The 23,806-nt window shown below is 71.4% G+C and carries 20 protein-coding genes and 1 pseudogene; 9 read left to right on the plus strand and 12 right to left on the minus strand.

All coding sequences use genetic code 11. The features are described 5' to 3' along the window. Window positions 1-60: 60 nt before the first annotated feature. Complete coding sequence (locus tag AAW14_RS36810; protein ID WP_265568803.1) at window positions 61-387, minus strand: hypothetical protein; 327 nt, start codon at window positions 385-387, stop codon at window positions 61-63. Window positions 388-660: 273 nt separating this feature from the next. Between AAW14_RS36810 and AAW14_RS36815 the strand changes: the two genes are divergently transcribed. Further along, on the plus strand, window positions 661-1,560 hold the full coding sequence (locus tag AAW14_RS36815) for a ribokinase (protein ID WP_265568804.1): 900 nt from the start codon (window positions 661-663) through the stop codon (window positions 1,558-1,560). A 366-nt stretch (window positions 1,561-1,926) separates the two neighbouring features. Here AAW14_RS36815 and AAW14_RS36820 read toward each other — a convergent pair whose 3' ends face one another. Then, on the minus strand, window positions 1,927-2,727 hold the full coding sequence (locus AAW14_RS36820; RefSeq protein WP_265568805.1) for a sugar phosphate isomerase/epimerase family protein: 801 nt from the start codon (window positions 2,725-2,727) through the stop codon (window positions 1,927-1,929). A gap of 32 nt (window positions 2,728-2,759) precedes the next feature. Next, window positions 2,760-3,080 (minus strand): annotated as a pseudogene (locus AAW14_RS36825) (DUF993 family protein); the annotation flags it as partial. A 214-nt stretch (window positions 3,081-3,294) separates the two neighbouring features. Here AAW14_RS36825 and AAW14_RS36830 point away from each other — a divergent pair. Both AAW14_RS36830 and AAW14_RS36835 read left to right on the plus strand, forming a co-directional pair. After that, complete coding sequence (locus tag AAW14_RS36830; RefSeq protein ID WP_416223434.1) at window positions 3,295-4,335, plus strand: LacI family DNA-binding transcriptional regulator; 1,041 nt, start codon at window positions 3,295-3,297, stop codon at window positions 4,333-4,335. 237 nt (window positions 4,336-4,572) lie between these two features. Continuing rightward, complete coding sequence (locus tag AAW14_RS36835; RefSeq protein ID WP_265568806.1) at window positions 4,573-5,373, plus strand: sugar phosphate isomerase/epimerase family protein; 801 nt, start codon at window positions 4,573-4,575, stop codon at window positions 5,371-5,373. Between the two features lie 66 nt (window positions 5,374-5,439). Here the strand turns inward: AAW14_RS36835 and AAW14_RS36840 are convergent, their stop codons facing one another. Continuing rightward, window positions 5,440-6,048: an RBBP9/YdeN family alpha/beta hydrolase gene (locus AAW14_RS36840; protein WP_265568807.1), complete on the minus strand. Its 609-nt coding sequence runs from the start codon at window positions 6,046-6,048 to the stop codon at window positions 5,440-5,442. 80 nt (window positions 6,049-6,128) lie between these two features. Between AAW14_RS36840 and AAW14_RS36845 the strand changes: the two genes are divergently transcribed. The 3 genes from AAW14_RS36845 (at window position 6,129) to AAW14_RS36855 (ending at window position 9,232) form a co-directional block, all read left to right on the plus strand. Further along, window positions 6,129-6,389, plus strand: coding sequence for a DUF397 domain-containing protein (locus AAW14_RS36845; protein ID WP_265568808.1), 261 nt, complete (start codon window positions 6,129-6,131; stop codon window positions 6,387-6,389). Window positions 6,390-6,696: 307 nt separating this feature from the next. Then, complete coding sequence (locus tag AAW14_RS36850; RefSeq protein WP_265568809.1) at window positions 6,697-8,523, plus strand: glycoside hydrolase family 3 protein; 1,827 nt, start codon at window positions 6,697-6,699, stop codon at window positions 8,521-8,523. 112 nt (window positions 8,524-8,635) lie between these two features. Continuing rightward, window positions 8,636-9,232 (plus strand): hypothetical protein, encoded by a 597-nt coding sequence (locus tag AAW14_RS36855; protein WP_265568810.1) that lies wholly within the window; start codon window positions 8,636-8,638, stop codon window positions 9,230-9,232. Between the two features lie 51 nt (window positions 9,233-9,283). On the opposite strand, the gene AAW14_RS36860 is transcribed toward AAW14_RS36855, so the two are convergent. Together AAW14_RS36860 and AAW14_RS36865 are read right to left on the minus strand one after the other, a co-directional pair. Next, window positions 9,284-10,708 carry a S28 family serine protease gene (locus tag AAW14_RS36860; protein WP_265568811.1) on the minus strand — a complete coding sequence of 475 codons (1,425 nt, stop codon included), beginning with the start codon at window positions 10,706-10,708 and terminating at the stop codon, window positions 9,284-9,286. 125 nt (window positions 10,709-10,833) lie between these two features. Beyond that, complete coding sequence (locus AAW14_RS36865) at window positions 10,834-11,217, minus strand: hypothetical protein (RefSeq protein ID WP_265568812.1); 384 nt, start codon at window positions 11,215-11,217, stop codon at window positions 10,834-10,836. Window positions 11,218-11,265: 48 nt separating this feature from the next. Between AAW14_RS36865 and AAW14_RS36870 the strand changes: the two genes are divergently transcribed. Next, window positions 11,266-11,775, plus strand: a complete 510-nt coding sequence (locus AAW14_RS36870) for a hypothetical protein (RefSeq protein WP_265568813.1) — start codon at window positions 11,266-11,268, stop codon at window positions 11,773-11,775. Window positions 11,776-11,785: 10 nt separating this feature from the next. Here the strand turns inward: AAW14_RS36870 and AAW14_RS36875 are convergent, their stop codons facing one another. From AAW14_RS36875 to AAW14_RS36885, 3 genes are all read right to left on the minus strand, one after another. Further along, window positions 11,786-15,529, minus strand: coding sequence for an ABC transporter ATP-binding protein (locus tag AAW14_RS36875; protein ID WP_265568814.1), 3,744 nt, complete (start codon window positions 15,527-15,529; stop codon window positions 11,786-11,788). Window positions 15,530-15,644: 115 nt separating this feature from the next. Then, window positions 15,645-16,688 (minus strand): esterase-like activity of phytase family protein, encoded by a 1,044-nt coding sequence (locus tag AAW14_RS36880; RefSeq protein ID WP_265568815.1) that lies wholly within the window; start codon window positions 16,686-16,688, stop codon window positions 15,645-15,647. A 69-nt stretch (window positions 16,689-16,757) separates the two neighbouring features. Beyond that, window positions 16,758-17,696 (minus strand): serine hydrolase, encoded by a 939-nt coding sequence (locus tag AAW14_RS36885; protein ID WP_265568816.1) that lies wholly within the window; start codon window positions 17,694-17,696, stop codon window positions 16,758-16,760. 210 nt (window positions 17,697-17,906) lie between these two features. On the opposite strand from AAW14_RS36885, the gene AAW14_RS36890 reads away from it, so the two are divergent. After that, on the plus strand, window positions 17,907-18,509 hold the full coding sequence (locus AAW14_RS36890; RefSeq protein WP_265568817.1) for a hypothetical protein: 603 nt from the start codon (window positions 17,907-17,909) through the stop codon (window positions 18,507-18,509). Between the two features lie 41 nt (window positions 18,510-18,550). On the opposite strand, the gene AAW14_RS36895 is transcribed toward AAW14_RS36890, so the two are convergent. The 3 genes from AAW14_RS36895 to AAW14_RS36905 form a co-directional block, all read right to left on the minus strand. Further along, the gene (locus AAW14_RS36895) at window positions 18,551-20,236 is read right to left on the minus strand and encodes a thiamine pyrophosphate-binding protein (RefSeq protein WP_265568818.1); all 1,686 of its coding nucleotides are present in this window, start codon (window positions 20,234-20,236) and stop codon (window positions 18,551-18,553) included. Between the two features lie 22 nt (window positions 20,237-20,258). Beyond that, a complete protein-coding gene (speB, locus tag AAW14_RS36900) occupies window positions 20,259-21,248 on the minus strand; it encodes an agmatinase (RefSeq protein WP_265568819.1) in 990 nt (329 codons plus the stop codon). Window positions 21,249-21,352: 104 nt separating this feature from the next. Further along, on the minus strand, window positions 21,353-22,816 hold the full coding sequence (locus tag AAW14_RS36905) for a sodium:solute symporter (protein ID WP_265568820.1): 1,464 nt from the start codon (window positions 22,814-22,816) through the stop codon (window positions 21,353-21,355). Between the two features lie 220 nt (window positions 22,817-23,036). On the opposite strand from AAW14_RS36905, the gene AAW14_RS36910 reads away from it, so the two are divergent. After that, the coding region (locus tag AAW14_RS36910) for a PucR family transcriptional regulator ligand-binding domain-containing protein (RefSeq protein ID WP_265568821.1) at window positions 23,037-23,806 on the plus strand (770 nt) is incomplete at its 3' end.

A 23,806-nucleotide genomic window follows, 5' to 3' on the forward strand; every position in this document is an offset into this window, starting at 1 on the left:
GAGAAAAGAGATGTCACAGCACCCGGCCGATGCTCAACCGGTCTGCTGCAGCAAGGCAGTTCAGCGGAACCGCGCCCCGTCGAAGTTCGCCGCCGACATCTGCCGCCGCGCGTTCTCCCCCTGCTCCTGGTCACCAGAACCGAACGCCGACTCCATCCCGGACTGACCACCCAAAATCGCCGCCAGCGAGCTGTTCAGCTCCCCCGCGATACCATCCGCCCGCGCCTTGAACTGGTCGAACGCCACCCGCCCCGCACCGTTGAACTTCCCCTCCAACGGCTGCGCCGCCTGCACCAGCCGACGAACCAGCGCCCCCAGATCACTACTGGACCCACGCGAGCCCTTGATCAGCGTCGACAGGGTCTGCGCCCCCATGTCGAACTTCATGTTGCCTCCCCCTGTGGCGAGTTGACCCCATTGAACGACTCTTCACTCTCCATGTTCACAATCGCCCATCGCTCTCGCAACCATCTAAGGTCACAGCCCTGCTACAGGGGGTCCGCTCATTCGGGCGTCCCGAAGGCCGCCCCTGCGGTCGCGGCGGCCGCGCTGCGCGCGGCGCGCGACCGTGGCGACCGGCTTCACTGTAGAAATCATGGGGATCGATCGGAGACCGTTGGGATCCGTCGGGATCCCCAGGGATACGTTGGGAGACGGTTCATGTACGACTACGACCTTGTGGTCGTGGGATCGGCCAACGCGGACCTGGTGATCAGGGTCGAGCGGCGGCCCGCGGCCGGTGAGACCGTGCTCGGGTCCGACCTGGTCGTCCACCCGGGCGGCAAGGGCGCGAACCAGGCGGTCGCCGCCGCCCGCCTCGGTGCCCGTACAGCGCTGCTGGCCCGGGTGGGCGACGACGAGCACGGCCGGCTGCTGCTGGACGCGCAGCGCAGCGCGGGCGTCGACACCGCGGGGGTTCTCGTCGGCGGGGCGCCCACGGGGGTCGCGCTGATCACGGTGGATCCGTCGGGGGACAACAGCATCGTGGTCTCGCCGGGCGCCAACGGACGACTCGCCGCTGACGACGTACGGGCCGCGGAAGGCCTTCTGGGCGCCTCCCGGGTGGTATCGGCTCAGCTGGAGATCCCACTGGAGACTGTGACGGAGGTCGTACGGAGTCTGTCATCCGGCACCCGCTTCGTCCTGAACCCGTCGCCGCCGCGACCTCTGCCCGTCGAGGTGCTGGCGGCGTGCGATCCGCTGATCGTGAACGAGCACGAGGCGCGGGTCATCGCGGGCGGCGAACTGGGCGGCTCGCCCGAGGACCGGGCCGCCGCGCTGCTGGCGCTGGGTCCGCGCTCGGTCGTTGTGACGCTGGGCGCGGAGGGCGCGCTGGTGGCGACCGGCGAGCGTATGACCCGCGTGCCGTCCGTGAAGGTGGACGCGGTGGACACGACGGGCGCCGGCGACGCCTTCACGGCGGCGCTGGCGTGGCGGCTGGGCACGGGCGCGTCGCTGGTGGACGCGGCGGCGTACGCGGCGCGGGTGGGCGCGGCGGCGGTCACCCGGCCCGGAGCGCAGGAGTCCTTCCCGACGGCCGAGGAGGTCGCGGCGCTGTGAGGAAGGCAGGCGCCCCCGGAGATGCCGGACGGCTTCGAGGGGGCCAGGTCCGTCGACCAGGCCCCCTCGGCTTTCCCCTCCGGCACCAGAACCCCCGCGATCCCCCCAGATCCCCCTCCAGAAGTTCTGACGCTCCGTAGGACACACGGGGTGCGGGAACGGTTGCACGGTGTCCCGGAAGTTTTCCCGGGACGGTCGTCGGCGGCCGATGGTCTCCCGGGACGGACGTCGGCAGCCGATGGCCTCCCGGGACGGACGTCGGTGGCCGTTGGTCTCCCCGGCCCCCCAGCCCCCGGCCTGCCGAGTCTCCCCGGCCTGCCCGGCCCGCGGTGCCATCCGGTGCAGGCCGCCGTGCGTCGCACGCCTTCATTGGAGCACGTGTTCCATGAACCGGGCCGCGGTCTCCGCCAGTACCTCGCGCCCGTCCCACGCCCACAACTCCTCGTTGAACAGCTCGACTTCGATGGGGCCGGTGTAGCCGGCCGCCTCCACACGTCCCTTCCACTCCCGCAGGTCGATCGCTCCGTCCCCGATCTGACCACGGCCGTTCAGGACGCCCTGAGGCAACGGGTTGGTCCAGTCGGCGAGTTGGAAGGCGCGGATGCGCTCCGCGGCGCCCGCGCGGGCGATCCGTTCGGGGGCCGTGTCGTCCCACCAGATGTGGTACGTGTCCACCGCAACGCCCACCTGGTGCGCGGGGAAGCGTTCCGCGAGGTCGAGGGCCTGGGCGAGCGTGGAGACCACACAGCGGTCGGCGGCGTACATGGGGTGCAGGGCCTCGATCGCCAGGCGGACGCCCCGCTCCTCGGCGTACGGGCCCAGCTCAGCCAGCGCGTCGGCGATGCGCTCCCGTGCACCGTGCAGGTCCTTCGACCCCGGCGGCAGGCCGCCCGAGACCAGGACCAACGTGTCCGTGCCGAGCGAGGCGGCCTCGTCGACGGCCCGGCGGTTGTCGCCGAGCGCACGGGCACGCGCGACCGGATCGATCGCCGTGAGGAAGCCGCCGCGGCACAGGGTGGTGACGGTGAGTCCCGCCCCGCGGACCAGTTTCGCCGTCGCATCGACACCGTACGACCGGACGGGTTCGCGCCACAGGCCGACGTTGCGGACGCCGAACTCCCCGCAGGCGTCGGCCAGGTCGGGCAGTGTCAGCTGCTTCACCGTCATCTGGTTGATGCTGAAGCGCTCGAGGCCCGAATTCACTGGATCACGCCGTACAGCGACAGCAGGCTTTTCATCCGCCGCTCCGCCAGGTTCGGGTCGGGGAACAGACCGAGTCCGTCCGCGAGTTCGTACGCCTTCGCGAGGTGAGGCAGTGAACGCGCCGACTGCCAGCCGCCCACCATCACGAAGTGCTCCTGGTGACCCGCGAGCCAGGCCAGGAGGACCACCCCCGTCTTGTAGAAGCGGGTGGGCTCCCGGAAGAGGTGACGCGACAGCTCCACCGTCGGGTCCAGCAGTTCACGGAAGCCCTTCACATCGCCCTTGTCCAGCTCCCGTACCGCCCGCGCCGCCTGCGGATGACGGGACACCTGTACCCGCGTGCGAGACGCCCGCACCCGCGACGGTGGCGCGCAGCCACGGGCGTGGGATTGCTCGATCCGTCGAACACGGAGAACCGCGGGCCTGTACACGGATGTCTGGAGGGCTGTAGATGGATCTCTGCAGGCATGTGCGGACCCGCACCGCCGGGCTCCCCGCCCCGAGTAGGACCTGCGCGACCGGAGGACGACGATGACAGTGACCCTGGCGGACGTGGCGGCGCGCGCGCAGGTGTCGCCCGCCACCGTGTCGCGTGTGCTGAACGGGAACTACCCGGTGGCGGCGCCCACCCGGGAGCGGGTGCTGCGCGCCGTGGACGAGCTGGACTACGTCCTCAACGGCCCCGCGAGCTCGCTCGCCGCGGCCACCTCCGACCTGGTCGGGATCCTGGTGAACGACATCGCCGACCCGTTCTTCGGGATCACGGCGAGCGCCATCCAGTCGGAGATCGGGGGCCCGGGCGGACGGGCCGGCGGCGAGCGGCTCGCCGTGGTCTGCAACACGGGCGGCTCACCGGAACGGGAGCTGACGTATCTCACCCTGCTCCAGCGGCAGCGGGCGGCAGCCGTGGTGCTGACCGGTGGCGCGATGGAGGACAACGCGCACGCGGAGGCCGTGGGCGCGAAACTGCGGAAGCTGACGGCGGCGGGGACCCGCGTGGTGCTGTGCGGGCGGCCGCCCGCCCCCGAGGCGATCGCGCTGACCTTCGACAACCGCGGGGGCGGACAGCGGCTCTCCGAGCACCTCACCGGACTCGGGCACCGGCGCCTCGGATACATCGCGGGCCCTCAGGAGCGCACGACGACCCGGCACCGGCTCGAGGGGCACCGGGCCGCGCTGGCCGCCGCCGGGATCGAGGACGATCCCCGCCTCACGGTGCACGGCCCCTACGACCGCCGGGCCGGCTACGAGGCGACGCTGGAACTGCTGTGCCGTGAGCCGTCGTTGACCGCGATCGTCGCGGCGAACGACACGGTGGCGCTGGGCGCCTGCGCGGCGCTGCGGGACTCGGGGCTGCGCATCCCCGAGGACGTGTCGGTGGGCGGCTTCGACGACCTCCCGTTCTCGATCGACGCGGTACCGGCCCTGACGACGGTACGACTGCCGCTGTCGGAGGCGGGCACCCGGGCGGGCCGCATCGCGATGGGCCGCGAGGAACCGCCGCCGGGCGGCGTCTCCATGGTGCGGGGCGAGTTGGTGGTACGCGGGTCCACGGCGGCGCCGCGGGTGTAGCGTCGCCCGGCGGCAGGGGCCGGTCGGCGGCGCTGCTTCACTCATGGCGCGGGCTCGAAGCGGTAGCCGTCACGGAGGTTGTCGACTGGACCTGCCCCTCGAGGCCCCGCCCTCCTCATCGCGGGCTCGACCTGCCCCTCGAGGCCCCGCCCTCCTCATCGCGGGCTCGACCTGCTCGGCGCGCCCGAGTGACGACGAGCGGCGGCCACGCGCGAGTGACGAGTAGGGTCCCTGAGCATGAAGCTGGCGTTCTCCACCCTCGGCGTCCCCGGCCTGCCCGTAGAGGACGTGGTCGGGCTCGCTGCCGCACACGGCTACCACGGCGTCGAACTGCGCGCACACCCGGAGGAACCGGTCCACCCCGGCATCGGCCCGGCCGAGCGGGCCGAGGTGGCCGCCGAGTTCAACAGGGGAGGCATTCGGGTCCTGGGACTCGCGGGGTACGCGCGCGTGGCCGCTCCCGGTGACGACGAACCCGTGCTCCTGAAGATCCGTGAACTTCTCGACCTCGCTCGCGACCTGGACGCCCCCTTCGTCCGCGTCCTCCCGGGCGGCGGCACCGGGCAGAGTGCCGAGGAGGCCGACGCCGTCGCGGCCCGGCGCCTGGGCACCGCCGCCGAGTACGCGGCCGACCTCGGCGTACGGATCCTGCTGGAGACCCATGACTCGCACCGCACCGGCGCGGACGTCATCCGGGTCCTCGGCGCGGTCGGCCACCGTCATGTGGGCGCGCTGTGGGACGTGATGCACACCTGGCTGGGCGGCGAGCAGCCGCAGCAGACATACGCGGCGCTCTCCCCGTACCTCGGCTATGTACAGGTCAAGGACATCGCGTCGGCCGACGACACGACCCCGCTGCCGCTCGGCTCGGGCGTCCTCCCGCTCACCGAGACCGTGGAGGTCCTCAGCCGCCACGGCTGGGACGGCTGGTTGTGCTGGGAGTACGAGAAGCGGTGGTACGAGGCGGCGGAGCCGCTGCCGGAACTGCTCGGGCAGGGGCGGGAGCATCTGGCCCGGCTGCTCAACGAGTCGGCGTAGTCCCGCGGTTGTTCCGTGGCCGCCGAGCAGATCGTCGGGCAGGCGGGCCCCAACCTGCGCTCGGTGCTACGCCGGACGCGCCCTGAGGCTCGCGGAACCGTCGAGGCACCACTCCAGCACGGCGGGCCAGGAACCGTAACCGGCGTCCAGGTCGAGGTGGGCGCCGCCAGGGATGATCTCCGCCGGGATGCCCAGCGGATCCCCGAAGAGGGTCCGGGCGCCCTCGGGGCAGTACGGGTCGTCGTCGCCCGCGGCCAGGCGGGTGGGCGCGGGCGGCGTGAGGCCGTCGAGGGACGGCGGGGCGAACTCCGCCACCTCCGGGTGCCGTACGAGGACGGAGCCGGACGGCGGGGCCACGAGCAGCACCCGGTCCACGTCGAGGCCTTCCAGCCCCCGAGCCACGGCGTGCAGCCACAGCACGGCGGACAGGCTGTGGGCGACCACCACGCGTTCGGCGCAGTCCGGCATCGCATCGAGATGGCCGGCCAGCTCCGCGAGCCACACCTCGAGGTCCGGGTCGTCGGGGTCGGGCAGCTGCGGATAGGTGGCACGGTGGCCGAGCTCGGTGAGGCGATCGGCGAGCCAGTGCTGCCAGTGGTCCTTGGGACGGTGGTTCTGCCAGCCGTGGAGGATCAGGTAGGCGCGCGGGGCGTCCGGGGTCTCGTATGTGCTCATGGGTCGATCGTTTCCGATCACGAACCGACCGGTCCAGCCAACCGGCCCGTCCCCCGCCATCGGACGAAGTGGGGTGAACTGTGAGCAACCTGATCTGGTTCAAGAGCAGTTACAGCGACAACACGGGCGGCGAATACCTGGAAGCCCCCTGCACCTGGCGCAAGAGCAGCTACAGCGATGCCAGCGGCGGCGAATGCCTCGAGGTCGCCACCACCGCCTCCATGCACATCCGCGACTCCAAGACCCCGGCCCGCTCCCACCTCACCGTCTCCCCCGCCGCCTGGGCCGCCTTCCTCACCCTTGCCTCGAAGCCCGAGGTCGCGGCCCACACGCCTCGCTGACCACAGCCGTACCGACTTGCGGAAACCGGCCGTGTTCGGGGAACCCGGCCCCGACCGCCTTCGTCCAACGCGCAGGCTGCCGGATGAGTCTCCGCTGCGGTGTCGGCCCTCGCTGCTGGCTGCGATCGCTGACCACCCTCTCCGCCGCACGCGGCCGGCAGCACGCCGTCATCGGCGCGCCCCCTCCGACTGCGCCGATGGCGGCCCCTCGCTCGTTGCCGCGCGCTCCCTTGACCGGCAGAAACTTCCCGGATATTGGTGACTCCTCGGAAGTTTCCTTCAGCGTTCTCCTCCGGAAGGAGCGCACGTGCACGACGCCGGCACGGGAAGCACCGGAGCACCCTCCAGACGCACGGTCCTCTCCGCCACCGCGGGCCTGGCCGCGGCCCTCGCCCTCACCCCGGAGACCGCCCCCGCCGCCGTGCACGACAACAAGCGGATCAGGGCACTCATCTCGCGCATGACACTCGAGGAGAAGGTCGGCCAGCTCTTCGTGATGCGGGTCTACGGGCACTCGGCCACCGACCCCGATCAGGCCGACATCGACGCCAACCTCAAGGAGATCGGCGTACGCACGGCCGCCGAGCTGGTCGCCAAGTACCGTGTCGGCGGCATCATCTACTTCACCTGGGCGCACAACACCCGCACCCCGCACCAGATCGCGGACCTCTCGAACGGGATCCAGCGGGCGTCCCTCGGCCTGCCCCGCGGACTGCCGGTTCTCATCGCCACGGACCAGGAGCACGGGACCGTCGCACGCGTGGGCAGGCCCGCCGCCCTCTTCCCCGGAGCGATGGCGATCGGCGCGGGAGGCTCGCGCTCCGACGCCCGTACGCTCGGCCGGATCGCCGGCGCCGAACTGCGTGCCCTCGGCATCCGCCAGGACTACTCGCCCGACGCCGACGTGAACGTCGACCCGGCCAACCCGGTGATCGGCGTACGGTCCTTCGGGGCGGATCCGGAGGCGGTGGCGGACCTGGTCGCGGCGGAGGTGAAGGGGTATCAGGCCTCGGGGACCGCGGCGACCGCCAAGCACTTCCCGGGCCACGGGGACACGGCCGTCGACAGCCACTTCGGTTTTCCGGTCATCACCCACAGCCGCGAGGTGTGGGAGAAGTTCGACGCGGTGCCCTTCCGCGCGGCGGTCCGCGCCGGGATCGACGCGATCATGACCGCGCACATCATGGTCCCCGCACTCGACGGCTCCGGCGACCCGGCCACGCTCTCGCACCCCATCGTCACCGGCGTCCTGCGAGAGGAGCTGGGCTACGACGGTGTGGTGGTGACCGACTCGCTGGGCATGGAAGGGGTGCGCCAGAAGTACGGCGACGACCGCGTGCCCGTGCTCGCCCTCAAGGCCGGCGTCGACCAGTTGCTCAACCCGCCGTCCCTGGACGTCGCCTGGAGGGCGGTGCTGGCGGCCGTGCGCGGCGGCGAGCTGACCGAGGACCGGCTCGACACATCGCTGCTGCGGATCCTGCGGCTGAAGGCGAAAGTGGGACTGCTCGACCGGCCCCATGTCACCGCGGCCGGCGTCGACCGGACCGTCGGCATCCCGGCGCACCTGCGCGCGGCGGACCGCATCGCGGACCGCACGGCCACGCTGCTCGTCAACAGGGGGAGCCTGCTGCCGCTGGCACCTCGTACGCACCCCCGGCTGCTGGTCGTCGGTGCCGACCCGGCTTCGCCGTCCGGAACCGACGGGCCGCCCACCGCCGTCCTGGCGAACGCCCTCGCCTCCCTGGGCTTCACGACGACCGCGCTGTCCACCGGCACGGCCCCCTCGCCGGAGACGATCGACAGGGCGGTGACGGCGGCGGGCGATGCGGACGCGGTGGTGGTCGCGACGTACAACGTGAGTGCCGCCGACTCGCAGCGGACCCTGGTGGGCCGACTCGCCGCCACCGGGAAGCCGGTGATCGCGATCCCCGTCCGCAACCCCTATGACGTGGCCCAACTCCCGGATGTACAGGCGTGTTTGGCGACCTACTCCTGGACGGACGTCGAACTGCGCGCGGCCGCACGGGTGGTCGCGGGGCGGGTGAAACCGCGCGGACGGCTGCCGGTGCCGGTCCAGCGGGCGGATGATCCGGCGCAGGTGCTGTACCCCATCGGGTACGGGCTGTCGTACTAGAGGTACGCCCCGGCCCCCGCGTCCTACCCCCAACAGTCGCAAACCACCCCGGATGCCTGGCGTGGAACGTGGCCGCGGGTCAGGCTGGACGCGGGGGATCGGGGGGTCCGCGATGCGAGGGACACGAGCGTTGCCGGGTGCTCTGCTGACGGCCGCGCTGGCGATGGCGGGGCTCTGCGGATGCCGGACGTCGTCGGAGGCGGCGCAGGAGCAGCCGGTTGGCGGCGTCGCATCCGCGCGGCCGTCCGGGCACGGGGCCGAGTTCCTCGCCGTCGACGAGTGCAGCTCCTTCGGGACCACGAGCTTCACGGAGGTGCCCTGCACAAGTGAACGGGCGGCGGCCCGCGTGATCGCGCGGTACGACGGCGAGCCGTCGCAGGGTCCCGAGTGCCCGGCCACGACGGACTTCGTGCTCCACATCAGTGCGGACGGGCCGATGGCCCGCGGTTACGCCTGCATGCGGAACCTGGAGCCACCGCACCCGGGCGACCCCGGCGGCGGGGGCGGACCGCGCACGATCGTGGGCGACTGCGTGTACGGCACGGGCCGGGGCGAGGTCCGCGAGACGGCCTGCGACGGCAAGGGCGCGCACGCGCCCCAGTACATGGTGACGAAGGCGGTCACGCGGCGCTCGCAGTGCCCGCCGTCGACGGCGCTCTACGTCCAGCTGGGCGGCAGCACACCGGTGGGCTGCGCCCGGCCGGTGTGAACCGACCGGCCGGGCGCAGCACCGCTCCGTCCGCCGCACAGGGCGACGACGCTAAGGCCGTAGCGCCGGTTCACGCTCCGCGTCCCGGCGGTCCAGCCGCGCGTCGAACTTCGCCAGCGGCTTCGCCGCCGACGGGTCCGACCGGACCGCCGCCGGCGCGACGCCCGCCCAGTCCAGGATCCGGGCCGTGGCCAGGGTCTTCTCGTCGGGCACGAGCCCGGCCACGTTCGCTCCGTGGTTCATCCCCGGCGCAGTGAAGACGTACGAGTCCCTCGCGCCCGCGCCGACGCGGAACCGTTCGGAGCCCCACGGGTCGTTCTGGCCGTAGACGAACAGCGTGTGCCTCGCGTGGTGGCGCACCCAGGTGTCCACGTCCCGCATCACCCACGGCTGGAACCTCATGGGGATCGAGCGGGGCACGAAGTTCCGCGGCGGCTGGTAGCCGTAGCGGATGAGCGGCTTCTCGATGTACGGGAAGTGGATCGTCGGCGCGCCGAGCTGCGTACCCGCCTGGTAGTAGTACGGCGTGTAGGGCTCGAGGCCCTGATCCGTGTACGCGGTGAAGCCGGAGATCTTGTCCACCGAGTCCCAGATGGCCTGGTCGGTCGCGTGCGCCGCGTCCGCCGGGACCGTGGCGCAGTCCGAGAGCAGGCTGTACTGCCAAAAGCCCCACACGTAGTCGAGGACGACCGCCTCGTACGCCCGGTCCAGGCTGCCGATCGTGGTGAACGTGTAGCTGTTCGCCGCCGCGTACTGCCGGTACTTCTTCTCCAACGGCTCCCGCCGTACCAGCGCCTCGCGCTGCACCGCCTGCAACCGGTCCCGGCACTCCTTGGTGCCGACGGTGGCGAAGAAGCGGTCGTAGGCCGAGTCCTCGTCGTTGACCACGTCGTTCGGTGCGACATAGGCGACGACGCCGTCCATGTCGTGCGGGTAGAAGCGCTCGTAGTAGGTGGCGGTCATGCCGCCCTTGGAGCCGCCCGTCGCGATCCATCGCTGGGTGTAGACCGGCTTGAGCGCCTCGTAGATCCGGTGCTCGTCGCCGGCCGCCTGCCAGATGTCGAGCTTGGACCAGTCGGCCGGGTCGGGACGGGACGGGGTGAAGAAGCGGTACTCCATCGACACCTGGTTGCCGTCCACGATCTGGGTCGGTTCACGGCGTCCGGGGTTCGTGGAGACGTTGTAGCCACTGGTGTAGAAGACCGTCGGGCGCGAGACGTCCCTGTGCAGCACGGTGATCCGCTGCTGGAACGTGCCCTTGGACGGGTACCGGTGGTCGACCGGCTGGGTGTAGTTCAGGACGAAGAAGCGGTACCCGTCGTACGGCTTCTCCTGGATCAGGCTCATGCCCGGGATCGCGAGCAGCCGGTCCTTGATGTCGGCCGGCTCCCGCTGGGCGGCGGTGGCCGCCCCGGCCGTGCCTACGGTGCCGATGAGCACCATGAGCGCCAGCAGCCATCTGAGCGCCTTGCGCATGCACCCTCCCCTGTGAATGCAGATGTCCGCCGGAACCTAGCGGAGCAACTGCCGTCGCACCAGGGGAGATTGGGGGAACCTGTGAATTGGCCAAGAAGGGCCCGTGACCTTCGGTCAGGGAGCCGTCAGCACAGGATCCAGCCGGAGCTGACCGACGCCGACCCCACCGATCCGCGCACCCATACGCACCGGTGCCCGGCGTGCACGACCACGGGTCCGGCGTAATGCGTGTACTGCCCGGCGTCGGCCACGGGAAGACTGCCCCGGGCTTGCACGCTGACCGACATCGCCGTCCGGCCGACCTTCGCTGCTGTCGTCACCGCGCACACATAGCCGTTGCTCTTGTAGATCCCCACCGAGCCGGTGGAGAACGAGAGCGTACGGACCTTGTGCCCGGAACAGAAGTCGGCCGCCTCCGCGCGTCCCGGGCTCGCCAACGCGATCAGTCCGGATGCCGTCAGCACCGTCAGACCGAGCGCCAGAACCCGGCGTATTGCACCACTGTCCACTGTTGTCCTCTCTGCGACCGTCAGCGTACTGATGTACGGACGCATGACATGCACCGGACGGTTGCGTCGCACCAACACGCCCAGGCCGGGATTTTTTTCATCTTTTGGGGCAACCTCGCTGTCTTTTCCGGTGTCCAACTGGTCACGGCCGGCGCGTCCGCCCCCGCGACGGCCAGTTCCCCCGCGCCCCTGCCCGCCCGCAGCGGCAGCAACGGGCCCGCGTACGACCGCGTGGCCGACTTCTACGGCGCCTACATCGACGCCGTGAGCGACCGGAGCAGCGGCCACCTCGACCAGCAGCTGCGCGCGTTCTACCTGACCCAGAACCTACGTACCCGCCTGACCGCATGGGAGGCGCGCGAACACGCGGACGGCGTACTGCGAGCCCAGGACGTGCCGAGCGCATGGACGGTGACGCCTCAGGACAGCGGCATGGGCCACACCTGGTCCACGGTCCGCCTCACCTGGGGCTCCGCCACGCACCCGACATACACCTATCTGCAGGTGCAGCAGGACCTGGCGACGAAGAAGATCTCCGACATCAGGGCGAAGAGCTGACCCGAGCAGGTCAGGCTGTGGAGCCCACCGGCTCCTCCGGCTCCGGCTCCCCCGCGAACGTCCGCCACAGCTGCGCGTATCTGCCGCCCCGGCGCAGCAGTTCCTCGTGCGTGCCGTCCTCCGCGACCCGGCCGTGGTCCATGACCACGACCCTGTCCGCGCGGGCCGCCGTGGTCAGCCGGTGGGCCACGACGAGCGTTGTACGACGTCCGGCGAGGCGGTCCGTCGCCCGGTTGACCTGGGCCTCGGTGGCCAGGTCGAGCGCGGCGGTGGCCTCGTCGAGCAGCAGGACGTCGGGGTCGACGAGCTCCGCGCGGGCCAGGGCGATCAACTGCCGCTGCCCGGCGGACAGGTTGCGGCCGCGCTCGGCGACCTGGTGCAGATAGCCGCCGTCCAGCGTGGCGATCATCTCGTGGGCGCCGACCGCCCGCGCCGCGGCCTCCACCTCGGCGTCGGTCGCGTCCGGACGCCCGTAGGCGATGGCGTCCCGGACGGTCCCCGCGAACAGGTACGCCTCCTGCGGGACGACGCCGAGCCGGTGCCGGTACGAGGTCAGGTCCAGCGACCGCAGATCGGCGCCGTCGACGAGCACCCGGCCGCGCGTCGGGTCGTAGAACCGCGCGACGAGCTTCACCAGGGTCGACTTGCCCGCCCCCGTCTCGCCGACGAAGGCGACGGTCTGCCCGGCGGGGATCGTCAACTCCACGCCCCGGAGCGCCTCTTCGCCGTCGCCGTACGCGAAGTCGACGCCCTGGAAGGCGATGTCGCCGCGCAGCGAGAGCACTTCCAGCGGCTCGTCGGCGGACTTGGTCGTGGTCGGCTCCTGGAGGAGCTCCTGGATGCGGCCCAGGGACACCGTGGCCTGCTGATAGCCGTCGAAGACCTGCGACAGCTGCTGCACCGGCGCGAAGAACAGGTCGATGTACAGCAGGTAGGCGACCAGCGCACCGGTCGTCAGCGTCCCGGCGCCCACCCGGTGCGCACCCGCGATCAGGACGGCCGCCGCGGCCACCGAGGACAGCAGCTGCACAAAGGGGAAGTACACGGATATCAGCCACTGACCGCGGATGCGCGCCCGGCGGTAGGCGTCGCTGCCCGCGCCGAACCGCCGCCACCCGTCGCGCTCGCGCCGGAACGCCTGCAGGATCCGCAGTCCGGACACCGACTCCTGCAGGTCCGCGTTGACCACCGACACCCGCTCGCGGGCGAGTTCGTACGCCTTCACGCTCGCCCGGCGGAAGAAGACGGTCGCCACGATCAACGGCGGCAGCGTGGCGAAGACTACGAGCGCCAGCTGTACGTCGATCACGAGCAGCACGACCATGATGCCGAAGAAGGTGACGACGGAGACGAAGGCGGTGACCAGGCCGGTCTGCAGGAACGTCGACAGCGCGTCGACGTCGGTCGTCATCCGCGTCATGATCCGGCCCGTCAGTTCCCGCTCGTAGTAGGCGAGTCCGAGTCGCTGGAGCTGGGCGAAGATCTTCAGCCGGAGCGAGTAGAGGACGCGCTCGCCGGTGCGTCCCGTCATACGCGTCTCACCGATCTGCGCCGTCCACTGGACGAGGACTGCGAGCAGCGCGAGCAGGGACGCGGCCCAGACCGCGCCGAGGGCCGTCCGGGATACGCCCTGGTCGATGCCGTGCCGGATCAGGACCGGCAGCAGCAATCCCATCCCCGCGTCGACCGCGACGAGGGCGAGGCTGGCGAGCAGGGGCAGGCCGAAGCCGTGCAGCAGCCGCCTGAGACCGTAGGACTCCTCGGCCCTGACCGCGCGGGCCTCGTCGACGCCGGGGATGTCGGTGGCCGGGGGCAGCTTCTCCACCTGGGCGAGGAGTTCGGGCGTCGCCGGGGTCCCGGACAGCGCGTGGTCCTTGGGCTCGCGGTCGCCGGTCCACAGACGGGGGGTGACCCCGCGTTCGGCGTCGAACTCGGCATCCAGCTCGTCCCGGACGGTCGTGTCCTCCTGTGGCGCCGCCGGGCGGGTGTGGCCCGGGGAGACCCCGCCGAGCCCGTCGGGGTCGGTGAGCAGGCGACGGTAGAGGGCGGAACGTGCCTGCAGTTCCTCGTGCGTGCCGATGTCGGCGAGCCGGCCGCCGTCGAGGACGGCGATGCGGTCGGCCAGGTTGAGGGTCGAGCGGCGGTGGGCGATCAGCAGCGTGGTGCGGCCCTCCATGACCTGCCGCAGCGCCTCGTGGATCTCGTGCTCGACGCGGGCGTCCACGGCCGAGGTGGCGTCGTCGAGGACGAGGAGCCGCGGGTCGGCGAGGATCGCCCGGGCCAGGGCGATGCGCTGACGCTGGCCGCCGGAGAGGGTCAGTCCGTGCTCGCCGACCTTGGTGGCGTACCCGTCGGGCAGCGCGGCGATGAAGCGGTCGGCCTGCGCGGCGAGGGCGGCCCGCTCGATCTGCTCGTCGGTGGCGTCGGGGCAGCCGTACGCGATGTTGTTGCGGACGGTGTCCGAGAAGAGGAAGGAGTCCTCGGGAACCAGTCCGATCGCGGCGCGCAGCGACTGGAGGGTCAACTCGCGCACGTCATGGCCGCCGACGAGGACGGCGCCGTGCGTGACGTCGTAGAAGCGGGGCAGCAGCAGTGAGACCGTCGACTTGCCGGAGCCGGAGGAGCCGACGACGGCGAGGGTCTCGCCCGGGCGTATCTCGAAGCTGAGCCCGTCCAGGACCGGAGTCTTCCTTTTCGAGGTGCCCTCGTACGCGAAGGAGACGTCGTCGAACTCGACGGTCGCCGGGGCGTCGGCGGGCAGCTCCTTGGTGCCGTCCCGGAAGGACGGCTCGGTGTCGATCAGCTCCAGAACGCGTTCGGCGCCCGCGCGAGCCTGCTGGCCGACGGTGAGAACGACGGCGAGCATGCGCACCGGGCCGACGAGCTGGGCGAGGTAGGAGGAGAAGGCGACGAACGTGCCGAGCGTGATCTGCCCGCGCACCGCGAGCCAGCCGCCGAGCGCGAGCATGGCCACCTGACCGAGGGCGGGCACGGCCTGGAGGGCGGGGGTGTAGGTCGCGTTCAGCCGTATGGTCCGCAGCCGGCCCGCGAACAGACGGCGCCCGACCTCCCGGAGCTTGCCGGTTTCCTGCTCCTCCTGCCCGAAGCCCTTCACCACGCGTACGCCGCTGACGGCACCGTCGACCACGCCCGCCACGGCGGCTGCCTGGGCCTGGGCGTACCAGGTGGCCGGGTGCAGCCGGGCGCGGCTGCGCTTGGCGATGAACCACAGGGCGGGCGCGACGGCCAGCGCCACCAGCGTCAGCGGCAGGGACAGCCAAGCCATGATCACCAGGGAGATCAGGAACAGCAGGAGGTTCCCCACCGTCATGGGGAGCATGAAAAGAAGACCCTGGATCAACTGAAGGTCGCTGGTCGCCCGGCCCACGACCTGTCCGGTGGACAGCTCGTCCTGACGCCGGCCGTCGAGCCGGGTGATCGTCGCGTACATCTCCGTGCGCAGGTCGTGCTGGACGTCGAGGGCGAGCCGGCCGCCGTAGTAGCGGCGGACGTAGGTGAGCACGTAGACGAGGACGGCCGCGCCGACGAGGGCACCGGCCCAGGGCGCCATGGAGCGGCTGTGGTTCCCGATGACGTCGTCGATGATCAACTTGGTGATCAACGGGACGACCGCCATGAGGGCCATACCGCCGAGGGAGGCCCCGAGCGCGAGGACGACGTCCTTGCGGTACCGCCACGCGTACCCCGCGAGTCTCCGCGCCCAACCTTGTGTTTCCCCCTGGTGCGCTGCCACGCAGGTGCCTCCTTCGGACCTCGTCTTCCGGAAGGCACCAACGCGAACAGAAGCGGATTTCATCCCTCCGCAACAATTCCCGGACCAAGGCCCGAGGCGGGCCGGGACCGGGGCCCTAGGACCCCGTGGGGTGCGGCAGACGTACGCGCAGCGAGTACAGGCGGGTGATCTGTGCCGCGTTCTGGTTGTCGTCGCTGACCAGCAGCAGGTTCAGCCGCCCGTGCGAGGCGCCGGTGATCGTCATGCCCTCGATGTTGTCGAGGAGCGGGTTCGGCTGCGGCTGCTTGGCCCCCGCGCCCAGTGAAGGGCAGTTCACCAGGTCGGCGAGGAGCGTCTTGCGAGCGAGGCGCACGCCGTCCTGGCCGGTCAGCGTGTCGATGCGGCTGGTGTCGGTGGCATGGCGCGGGTCGGTCAGGTAGAGGCGGATCGTGTTGCCGTATCCAGCGGTGTATCCGCGCTCCAGGACCAGCAGCCAGCCGTCGGGGGTCGCCGTTGTCTCGGAGACGCCGAGGCCGGGGTCCTTGAGGTAGCCGTACTGGGCCGCGAGCGCGAAGTGCCTGCCCTGGCGCGTCCAGGTCTGGAAGCGGACGATGCCGGAGGCGTCGCCGCTCAGCGAGCCCTCCATGCCGGCCAGCAGCGTGTGCCCGCCGGGCATGAGGGTCAGGCCCTCGAACGTCTGGTTCGCGGTGGCGCGGCCGGCCGGGGCGACCCTCAGGGCGTCCGGCACCGGCAGACGGTCGAGGATCTTCCCGTCGCGGGAGTAGCGGCGTACGGACGGCTCGGTCTCGGAGGTGACGAGCCGGGTGCCGTCACGGTCGACGGCCAGGCCCTCGGAGTCGAGCTCTGCGCCCTTCTCGTCGGCGAGCTTCACGACGCTCGTGGGCCGGAAGGTGGTGCGATCCAGGGTGAAGAGCGACGAGCGGTCGGAGAGTGCGGCGATCCGTCCGTCGCGGTCGACGGAGAGCGCGGAGAGGTTGCCGACGGACGTGCCGTCGTACGTCGTCTTGTCGAGGGCGTCGGAGAAGCCGGTGATGTCGACAGTGGGGGAGCACGCGTGGGCGGCTGCCGGGCCCGCCCCGGCTGCGGGCCCCGCGGCGGCGAGCGAGGTGGCTGCCGCCAGGGTGGCGGTGACGGTGGCGAGAAGGGTTCTCAGGCGCATGGGGTCACCGTAGAGCGAGCCGGGTGGACCGGAGTGGACTCCCCGTGAAACACGGGGAGTCCGGCCGGATCAGGCCGCCGGAACGGCCGGGACCGTCTCCTGCGGCCTGCTCGTGGGCACGTACACGCTCGCGGTCGAGGCCGTGGGCACCAGATCCTCGTGGATGGCCCTGGCCACGTTCTGGATGGTGGTCACGCCGTAGTCCATCGTGCTGTTGTCCTGGGTGAGCACGGTGATCATGTAGTCGTGGCCGCGGCCGTTGAACGTGCCGACGCTGTGCACGCGCCAGCCGTGCGTGGCGCGCGGCAGCCAGCCGTTCTTGACGTGCACGGCGACGCCGGAGGGCGCGCCGGCCGGGGTGCCCCAGCGCTGTGCGGAGATGACGTTGCCCATCAGCTTCAGGATGTACGCACGGGAATTGTCGCTCAGCACCGCGTTCCTGACGGTGACGAGTCCGAGCAGCTTCTGCTCGTCCTGCACGGTGATCTGGGTCAGACCCCAGTAGCCGTCCGCGCCCGGCGTGGTCTGCGTCATGCCGGCGGCCGCGAGGAAGCCCTTGATCTTCGTCATGCCCAGCTGCTTCCACAGCGTACTGGTGGCCGTGTTGTCCGACTTGGTGATCATGGCCGTGGTGAGACTCACCTCACTGCTCGTCAGATAGCGGTTGTGCTTCTTGGCGTCCCACAGCAGCGTGGAGAGCACGGTGACCTTGACGACGCTGGCCGAGTCGTAGGCACTCGTGCTCCGCAGTGAGCACGTGGTGTCGGTGGAGCGGTCGTAGAGGCCGACCGCGACCGTGCCCTTGCGGCCCGCGAGGGCCGCGGTGATGTCCTTCCGCAGCGCGGCGGCCAGGCCCGCCTTGCCCGACGTACAGCTGACCGTCGGCACGTCGGCGGTGGCGGGCGCCACGGCGCCCACGAGCGGCAGGAGCAGCCCGGCGCCGAGCCCCGCCGCGAGCACACGGGCACGCCGCGGTGTCCGGAGCACCCCGGATATCCGGTGAGTCATGGAGGCTTCCCATCCCCTTGGATCGACTGCAGCGCGCCCCCGGCACGCTCGTGTTCTCTTGACGCACCGGGATGGCCGAGAGTTGTACGGAAGTTACCAACGGCCCCTGACCACCCGTTCGGGGGCCGTCTCCCGTTGCGTGGATCATGGACCGGGTCAGCGATCGAGCCGTCCGGCGAACGGGAGGAAACGGTGGGCTACAGCCTGGAGATGAGCACCGGTGACATGCGCAGCGTGGTGAGGCTGCTCACCACGCTGGAACGGAACCCGGAACAGGAGCGGCGGCTCGGCCTCGTGCGCGAGCGGTGCGCGCGGACGGACGGACACCTCGACGAGCAGGGGATCGACCTCGACGTGTCCGTGAGCCAGGCGCTCGACGAGCTGATCGAGGGCGCGCCCAGCGTGGAGATGAGCCCCGCCTACACGTACGCCTTCCACGAGGTCGTGGCGTCGCACTTCTCCGACACCACGGATCTCGGCGTGTGGCGCAGGCCGTCGTGGTTCCACCGCATGGACGACGAACTGGCCCGGCACGGCGTGCCGTCCGACCTGTTGCCGGGCTCGTTCCTCTTCAGCGGGCCGCCGGTGCGGCTCCCGAACCCCGGTGACGCCTTTCCCTCGATCGGTGTGCTGCCCGCGCAGCGCGCCGCCGCGCCCGCCGACGCCTACGAGGGGGTGCTGGAGCGCCTCGATGCCGAATACCAGGACACGGCACGCAAGTTCGCCGAGCTCATGCGTTTCGAGGCCGAGGAGTGGGAGAGCGCCCAGCAGCTGGGGCAGACGCAGGACACGATCTTCTTCTGGTTCCGCTGAGGGCGCCCAGACGCTCAGGCACTCAGGCGCTCAGGCACTCCTCAGTCCAGGTGTGTCGGCGCGAACATCCGCAGGACCGCCGGGAGGACGACCACCGACGGACCCGGTTCGGCCAGGGCCTTCGCCAGGTCCGTCTCCAGCGTCCCGGCGGTCGTCCGCACCCCGGGCACGCCGAACGACTCGGCGAGGGCCACGTAGTCGGGGCGCGTCAGTTCGGTGGCCGTGGTCTGGCCGAAGGCGTCCGTCATGTACTCGCGCAGGATGCCGTAACCGCCGTCGTCGACGATCAGCCAGGTGACGTTGAGGCCGTACTGCCGTGCCGTCGCCAACTCGGCGATGGAGTAGAGGGCTCCGCCGTCGCCCGAGACCGCCAGGACCGGACGCGTGGGGTCCGCGGCGGCGGCGCCCAGTGCGGCCGGGAAGCCGTAGCCGAGGCCGCCCGCGCCCTGCGCCGAGTGCATGGTGTTCGCACTCTGCGGGTCGAAGGCCGACCACGCCCAGTACGCCAGGATCGTCATGTCCCAGAAGGACGGGGAGTCCGCCGGCAGGGCTCGGCGCACCGACGCCAGCACGTCCTGCTCCAGGGCGAGTTCCTGGGCGGCGATACGGTCCGAGACCCGGGACAGCAGGGCGCGTACGCGCTCCGGGGCGGTGTCGTCCGGTCGTTCGGACACCGTCTCCAGCAGCGCCTGCAACGCCAGGCGGGCGTCCGCGTGGATCCCCAGGGCCGGGTGGTTGGACTCCAGCTTGCCGAGGTCCGCCTCGATCTGGACGACCCGGCCCCGCGGCTTGAACGTGTGGTAGTTCGAGGACAGTTCACCCAGGCCCGAGCCGACGACCAGCAGGACGTCGGCGTCCTCCAGGAAGTCCGTCGTATGACGGTCCTCCAGCCAGGACTGGAGGGACAGGGGGTGCTGCCAGGGGAAGGCGCCCTTGCCGCCGAAGGTGGTGACCACGGGGGCGTTCAGCTTCTCGGCGAGCCGGACGAGCTTGCCCGAGGCGTCCGCCCGGACCACTCCCCCGCCCGCGATGATCGCCGGCCGGGCGGCCCTCGACAGCAATTCGGCTGCGACCGCGGTCAGTTCGGGACGCGGTGGCACCTCTTCCGGTGTCGCGTCCACCGCCGTCACCACCGGCAGGCTCGTGCGGGCGAGCAGCACGTCCTGCGGGATCTCCACCCACACCGGCCCGTGCGGAACCGTCAGTGCCGACCGCCACGCCTCGGCGATCGCGGACGGGATCTGCGACTGCGTACGGACCGTGTGGACCGACTTGACCACGCCCCGGAACGAGGCCGCCTGGTCGGGCAGTTCGTGCAGATACCCGTGGCGGCCGCCGCCCAGACCGGCGGTGGGGATCTGGCTGCTGATCGCCAGGACCGGGGCGGAGGCCGCCGCGGCCTCCTGGAGCGCGGCCAGGGCCGTCAGCGCGCCCGGGCCGGTGGACAGCAGGAGCGGGGCGGCCTCACCGGTGATCCGGCCGTACGCGTCCGCCGCGAAGCCCGCGTTGTTCTCCACCCGCAGCCCGACGTACCGCAGATCGGAGCGGCGCAGCGCGTCGAACATGCCCAGCGCGTGCTGGCCGGGCAGTCCGAAGACGGTCGTCGCACCGAGACCTGCGAGGGTCTCCACGACCAGGTCTCCGCCGTTGCGGCCGGGGGGAGGATTGAGCGCGGCCTCGGTCTGCGCCGTCGTAGGACGGAGTACCGGGTCGTGGTCGTGGGTCACTTGGTCTCGGTCTCCTCGGGAATCAGGAGTTGCGGGCCGCCGCGATCTGGCGGGACATGATGGTCGTCAGTTCGTACGCCGTGTGGGACGCGGCCACCGACGTGATCTCGGCGTGGTCGTACGCGGGCGCCACCTCGACGACGTCAGCGGAGACCAGGTTGCACGACGAGAGGCCGCGCAGGATCTCCAGGAGCTCGCGCGAGGTCATGCCCCCGGCCTCCGGCGTGCCGGTGCCCGGGGCGTGCGCCGGGTCGAGGCAGTCGATGTCGATGGAGATGTACAGCGGGCGGTCGCCGATGCGCTGGCGCAGCTGGTCTGCGATCTCGTCGGCGCCCCGGCGGTAGACGTCCGCCGAGGTGACGATGCCGAAGCCCATCTTCTCGTCGTCGGTGAGGTCCTGCTTGCCGTACAGCGGGCCGCGGGTGCCGACGTGGGAGAGGGCGGAGGTGTCGAGGATGCCCTCCTCGACGGCGCGGCGGAACGGGGTGCCGTGGGTGTACTCGGCGCCGAAGTACGTGTCCCACGTGTCGAGGTGGGCGTCGAAGTGCAGCAGCGCCACCGGGCCGTGCTTCTTCGCCATCGAGCGCAGCAGGGGCAGCGCGATGGTGTGGTCGCCGCCCAGGGTCATCAGGCGGGCGCCCGTGCCGAGCAGTTCGTCGGCGGCGGCCTCGATGGTCTCCACTGCCTCGTGGATGTTGAACGGGTTCACCGCGATGTCTCCGCCGTCCGCGACCTGCGCGAGCGCGAAGGGGGAGGCGTCCTGCGCCGGGTTGTACGGGCGCAGCAGCCGGGAGGCCTCACGGATCGCGTTGCCGCCGAAGCGGGCGCCCGGCCGGTAGGAGACGCCCGAGTCGAAGGGCACGCCGACCACGGCGACGTCCGCGGTGCCCACCTCGTCGAGGCGGGGCAGCCGGGCGAAGGTCGCGGGGCCCGCGTACCGCGGGATGCGGGACGAGTCCACGGGGCCGCGGGGCCGGCTCTCGCCTGCTGCGGGGTTCTCGGTGCTGCTCATCGTCGGACTCCTCCAGGTCATGCGTGTTTTCATCCAGTGTCGCGGACCCATGAGCGGAGCCCGCCCGGCCCGGCACCCCATGGCGCCGGGCCGAAGTCATGCGGTCAGGCGGTGCCGACCGCCGCGGGCTCGCCCGTGGCCGACGCGCCGCGGCCCGCGAGCCGCTCGCGCCACACCGCAAGCACGGCCTCCTCGGTCGGCTTCGTCACCAGGGACGCCACGACGTAGGCGGCAAGCGAGGCCAGCAGCCCGTAGTAGACGGGCTCGTTGGCGAGGATGCCGTACGAGGCCATCAGACCGATGACGGCGAGACCGCCGACGACCACCGCGGCCAGGGCGCCCTGCACGGTTCCGCGCTTCCACAGCAGTCCGCCCAGGATGGGGACGAGCAGACCGCCGACGAGCAGGTTGTACGCGACGGTCAGCGCCTCGACCACGTTGTTCAGCGCGATGGCGGTACCGATCACGGCGACCCCCATGATCAGGATGAAGGCGCGGTTGCCCCTGACCTCGTCGTGCGCGTCCTCGTCACGACGTACGACACCGCGCAGCCGCGACCAGATGTCGTTGTTGGCGACGGTCGCACACGCGATGAGCGCTCCGGAAGACGTCGACATCACCGCGGCGAGAGCGGCGGCGAGCACCAGGCCGCGCACGCCGACGGGCAGCTGCTGCTTGACGATGGTGGCGAACGCGTCGTCGGGGCTGCCCAGCTTCGGGTAGAGCACCTTGGCGGCGGTGCCGATGACGGCTCCGGCGAGCGCGTACGCCAGACAGTAGGTGCCGGCCACCGTGCCGCCCCACTTGGCGGTCCTGTCGCTGCGCGCGGTGAAGACGCGCTGCCAGATGTCCTGGCCGATCAGCATGCCGAACGTGTAGATGAGGACGTAGGTGAAGATCGTCTGGCCGCCGATGCCCAGCGGGTCGAAGTACGAGGTCGGCAGCTTGGCCTTCATCTGGCTGAAGCCGCCGGCCTTGACGACCGCGACGGGCAGCAGCAGGAGCAGGACGCCGATGGTCTTCACCACGAACTGCACCATGTCGGTCAGCGTGATGGACCACATGCCGCCGAGGGTCGAGTACGCGACCACGATGGAGCCGCCCAGGACGATCGCGAGCGTGCGGTTCATGTCGAAGAGGACGTCGAAGATGGTGGCGTACGCGATGGTCGAGGTGACGGCCAGCATGAGGGTGTACGCCCACATGACCACGCCCGATATCACCCCGGCCCGGCCGCCGTATCTCAGGTCGAGCATCTCGGAGACGGTGTAGACCTTCAGGCGGGCGATGCGCGCGGAGAAGAAGACCGACAGCGCGAGCAGACCGAGGCCGATGGTGAACACCATCCAGGCGCCGGAGAGCCCGTACTGGTAGCCGAGGCCGACGCCGCCGATGGTGGACGCGCCGCCGAGAACGATCGCGGCCATGGTGCCGGAGTACATGGCGGGCCCGAGACGGCGGCCCGCGACGAGGAACTCGCTCTTGGACCTGGCGCGGCGCATGCCCCACCAGCCCATGGCCAGCATGCCGGCCAGATAGACGACGATCACTGTGTAGTCGACGGCCATGTGGGGCCCTCCTTCGCGCACTTCCCGGTGGCGTGTCGTGCAGATGGATCTCTGGGACGCGGTCGGCCTACGCGCTCGACCGGTTTGCCGGCAGCGGCTCGCGGGGACATCCGCCCGTACCCGCGGCTGCCGGTCCCGACTGACATTAGGTGGCCGGAAAGCGACTCTGAAGTGTACGTTTCATCCATCCGAACCGAGCGGGATGGAGGAACCGTCCATCATGCCGGACCCCTCACCCACCTCCGCCCCGGCGGTACCGCCCACACCACCGGTACCGCTGTCGGCCCTGCTCGCCCGGGAGGACCTGGCCCTGCGGCAGATCGCAGGGCCCAGGGACCCCGGCATCGTGATCCACTGGGCGCACACCTCGGAGATGGCGGACCCCTACCCCTATCTGCTGGGCGGCGAGCTGCTGCTGACGGCGGGCGTCCACGTTCCCGAGGCCGGGAGTGCGGAAGAAAGTGCCCCCGGGCGGGCGCCGTCGGGGCTCGAGGAGTACTTCGACGGCTATGTCTCCCGGATCGTGGCGGCGGGCGGCGCAGCGCTCGGTTTCGGGCTCGCGCCGGTCCACGACACGGTGCCCGGGGCCCTGGTTGCCGCCTGCGACCACCATGGGCTGCCCCTGCTGGAGGTTCCGCCGCAGACGACGTTCTCGGGCGTGGCCCGGGCGGTGTGGCAGCTGATGGCCCAGGCCCGCCTGGCGGAGCTGCGCCGGGTCACCGAGGCCCAGCGGAGCCTGGCCGCGGCGGCGTCCCGCCCGGCCCCGGTCCCGGCGGTACTGCGCCAGCTGGCCCAGCGGGTGACGGGCTGGTCGGTGCTGTACGGACCGGACGGAACGGAGATCGCCGCGGCGGGACGGGAGCCGGACTCCGAGGTGCTGAGGGCGATGGCGGAGCTGGCGCGGGTCGTGCGGCCGGGCGGCACGGCAAGACGCCCGCGAGGCGCGGCAGAGGCGGACGGCGCGGCTCCGCAGCCCGGCCCGGCCGGGGT

Origin of the sequence: Streptomyces hygroscopicus (assembly GCF_026168105.1) — a bacterium.
GTDB lineage: Bacteria > Actinomycetota > Actinomycetes > Streptomycetales > Streptomycetaceae > Streptomyces > Streptomyces hygroscopicus_D.

Excerpts from the sequence above, each read along its gene's own strand:
- AAW14_RS36810 (WP_265568803.1), bottom strand. The coding sequence starts at position 387 with ATGAAGTTCGACATGGGGGCGCAGACCCTGTCGACGCTGATCAAGGGC.
- AAW14_RS36815 (WP_265568804.1), top strand. The coding sequence starts at position 661 with ATGTACGACTACGACCTTGTGGTCGTGGGATCGGCCAACGCGGACCTG.
- AAW14_RS36820 (WP_265568805.1), bottom strand. The coding sequence starts at position 2,727 with ATGACGGTGAAGCAGCTGACACTGCCCGACCTGGCCGACGCCTGCGGG.
- AAW14_RS36830 (WP_416223434.1), top strand. The coding sequence starts at position 3,295 with ATGACAGTGACCCTGGCGGACGTGGCGGCGCGCGCGCAGGTGTCGCCC.
- AAW14_RS36835 (WP_265568806.1), top strand. The coding sequence starts at position 4,573 with ATGAAGCTGGCGTTCTCCACCCTCGGCGTCCCCGGCCTGCCCGTAGAG.
- AAW14_RS36840 (WP_265568807.1), bottom strand. The coding sequence starts at position 6,048 with ATGAGCACATACGAGACCCCGGACGCCCCGCGCGCCTACCTGATCCTC.
- AAW14_RS36855 (WP_265568810.1), top strand. The coding sequence starts at position 8,636 with ATGCGAGGGACACGAGCGTTGCCGGGTGCTCTGCTGACGGCCGCGCTG.
- AAW14_RS36860 (WP_265568811.1), bottom strand. The coding sequence starts at position 10,708 with ATGCGCAAGGCGCTCAGATGGCTGCTGGCGCTCATGGTGCTCATCGGC.
- AAW14_RS36870 (WP_265568813.1), top strand. The coding sequence starts at position 11,266 with ATGCACCGGACGGTTGCGTCGCACCAACACGCCCAGGCCGGGATTTTT.
- AAW14_RS36880 (WP_265568815.1), bottom strand. The coding sequence starts at position 16,688 with ATGCGCCTGAGAACCCTTCTCGCCACCGTCACCGCCACCCTGGCGGCA.
- AAW14_RS36885 (WP_265568816.1), bottom strand. The coding sequence starts at position 17,696 with ATGACTCACCGGATATCCGGGGTGCTCCGGACACCGCGGCGTGCCCGT.
- AAW14_RS36890 (WP_265568817.1), top strand. The coding sequence starts at position 17,907 with ATGAGCACCGGTGACATGCGCAGCGTGGTGAGGCTGCTCACCACGCTG.
- speB (WP_265568819.1), bottom strand. The coding sequence starts at position 21,248 with ATGAGCAGCACCGAGAACCCCGCAGCAGGCGAGAGCCGGCCCCGCGGC.
- AAW14_RS36905 (WP_265568820.1), bottom strand. The coding sequence starts at position 22,816 with ATGGCCGTCGACTACACAGTGATCGTCGTCTATCTGGCCGGCATGCTG.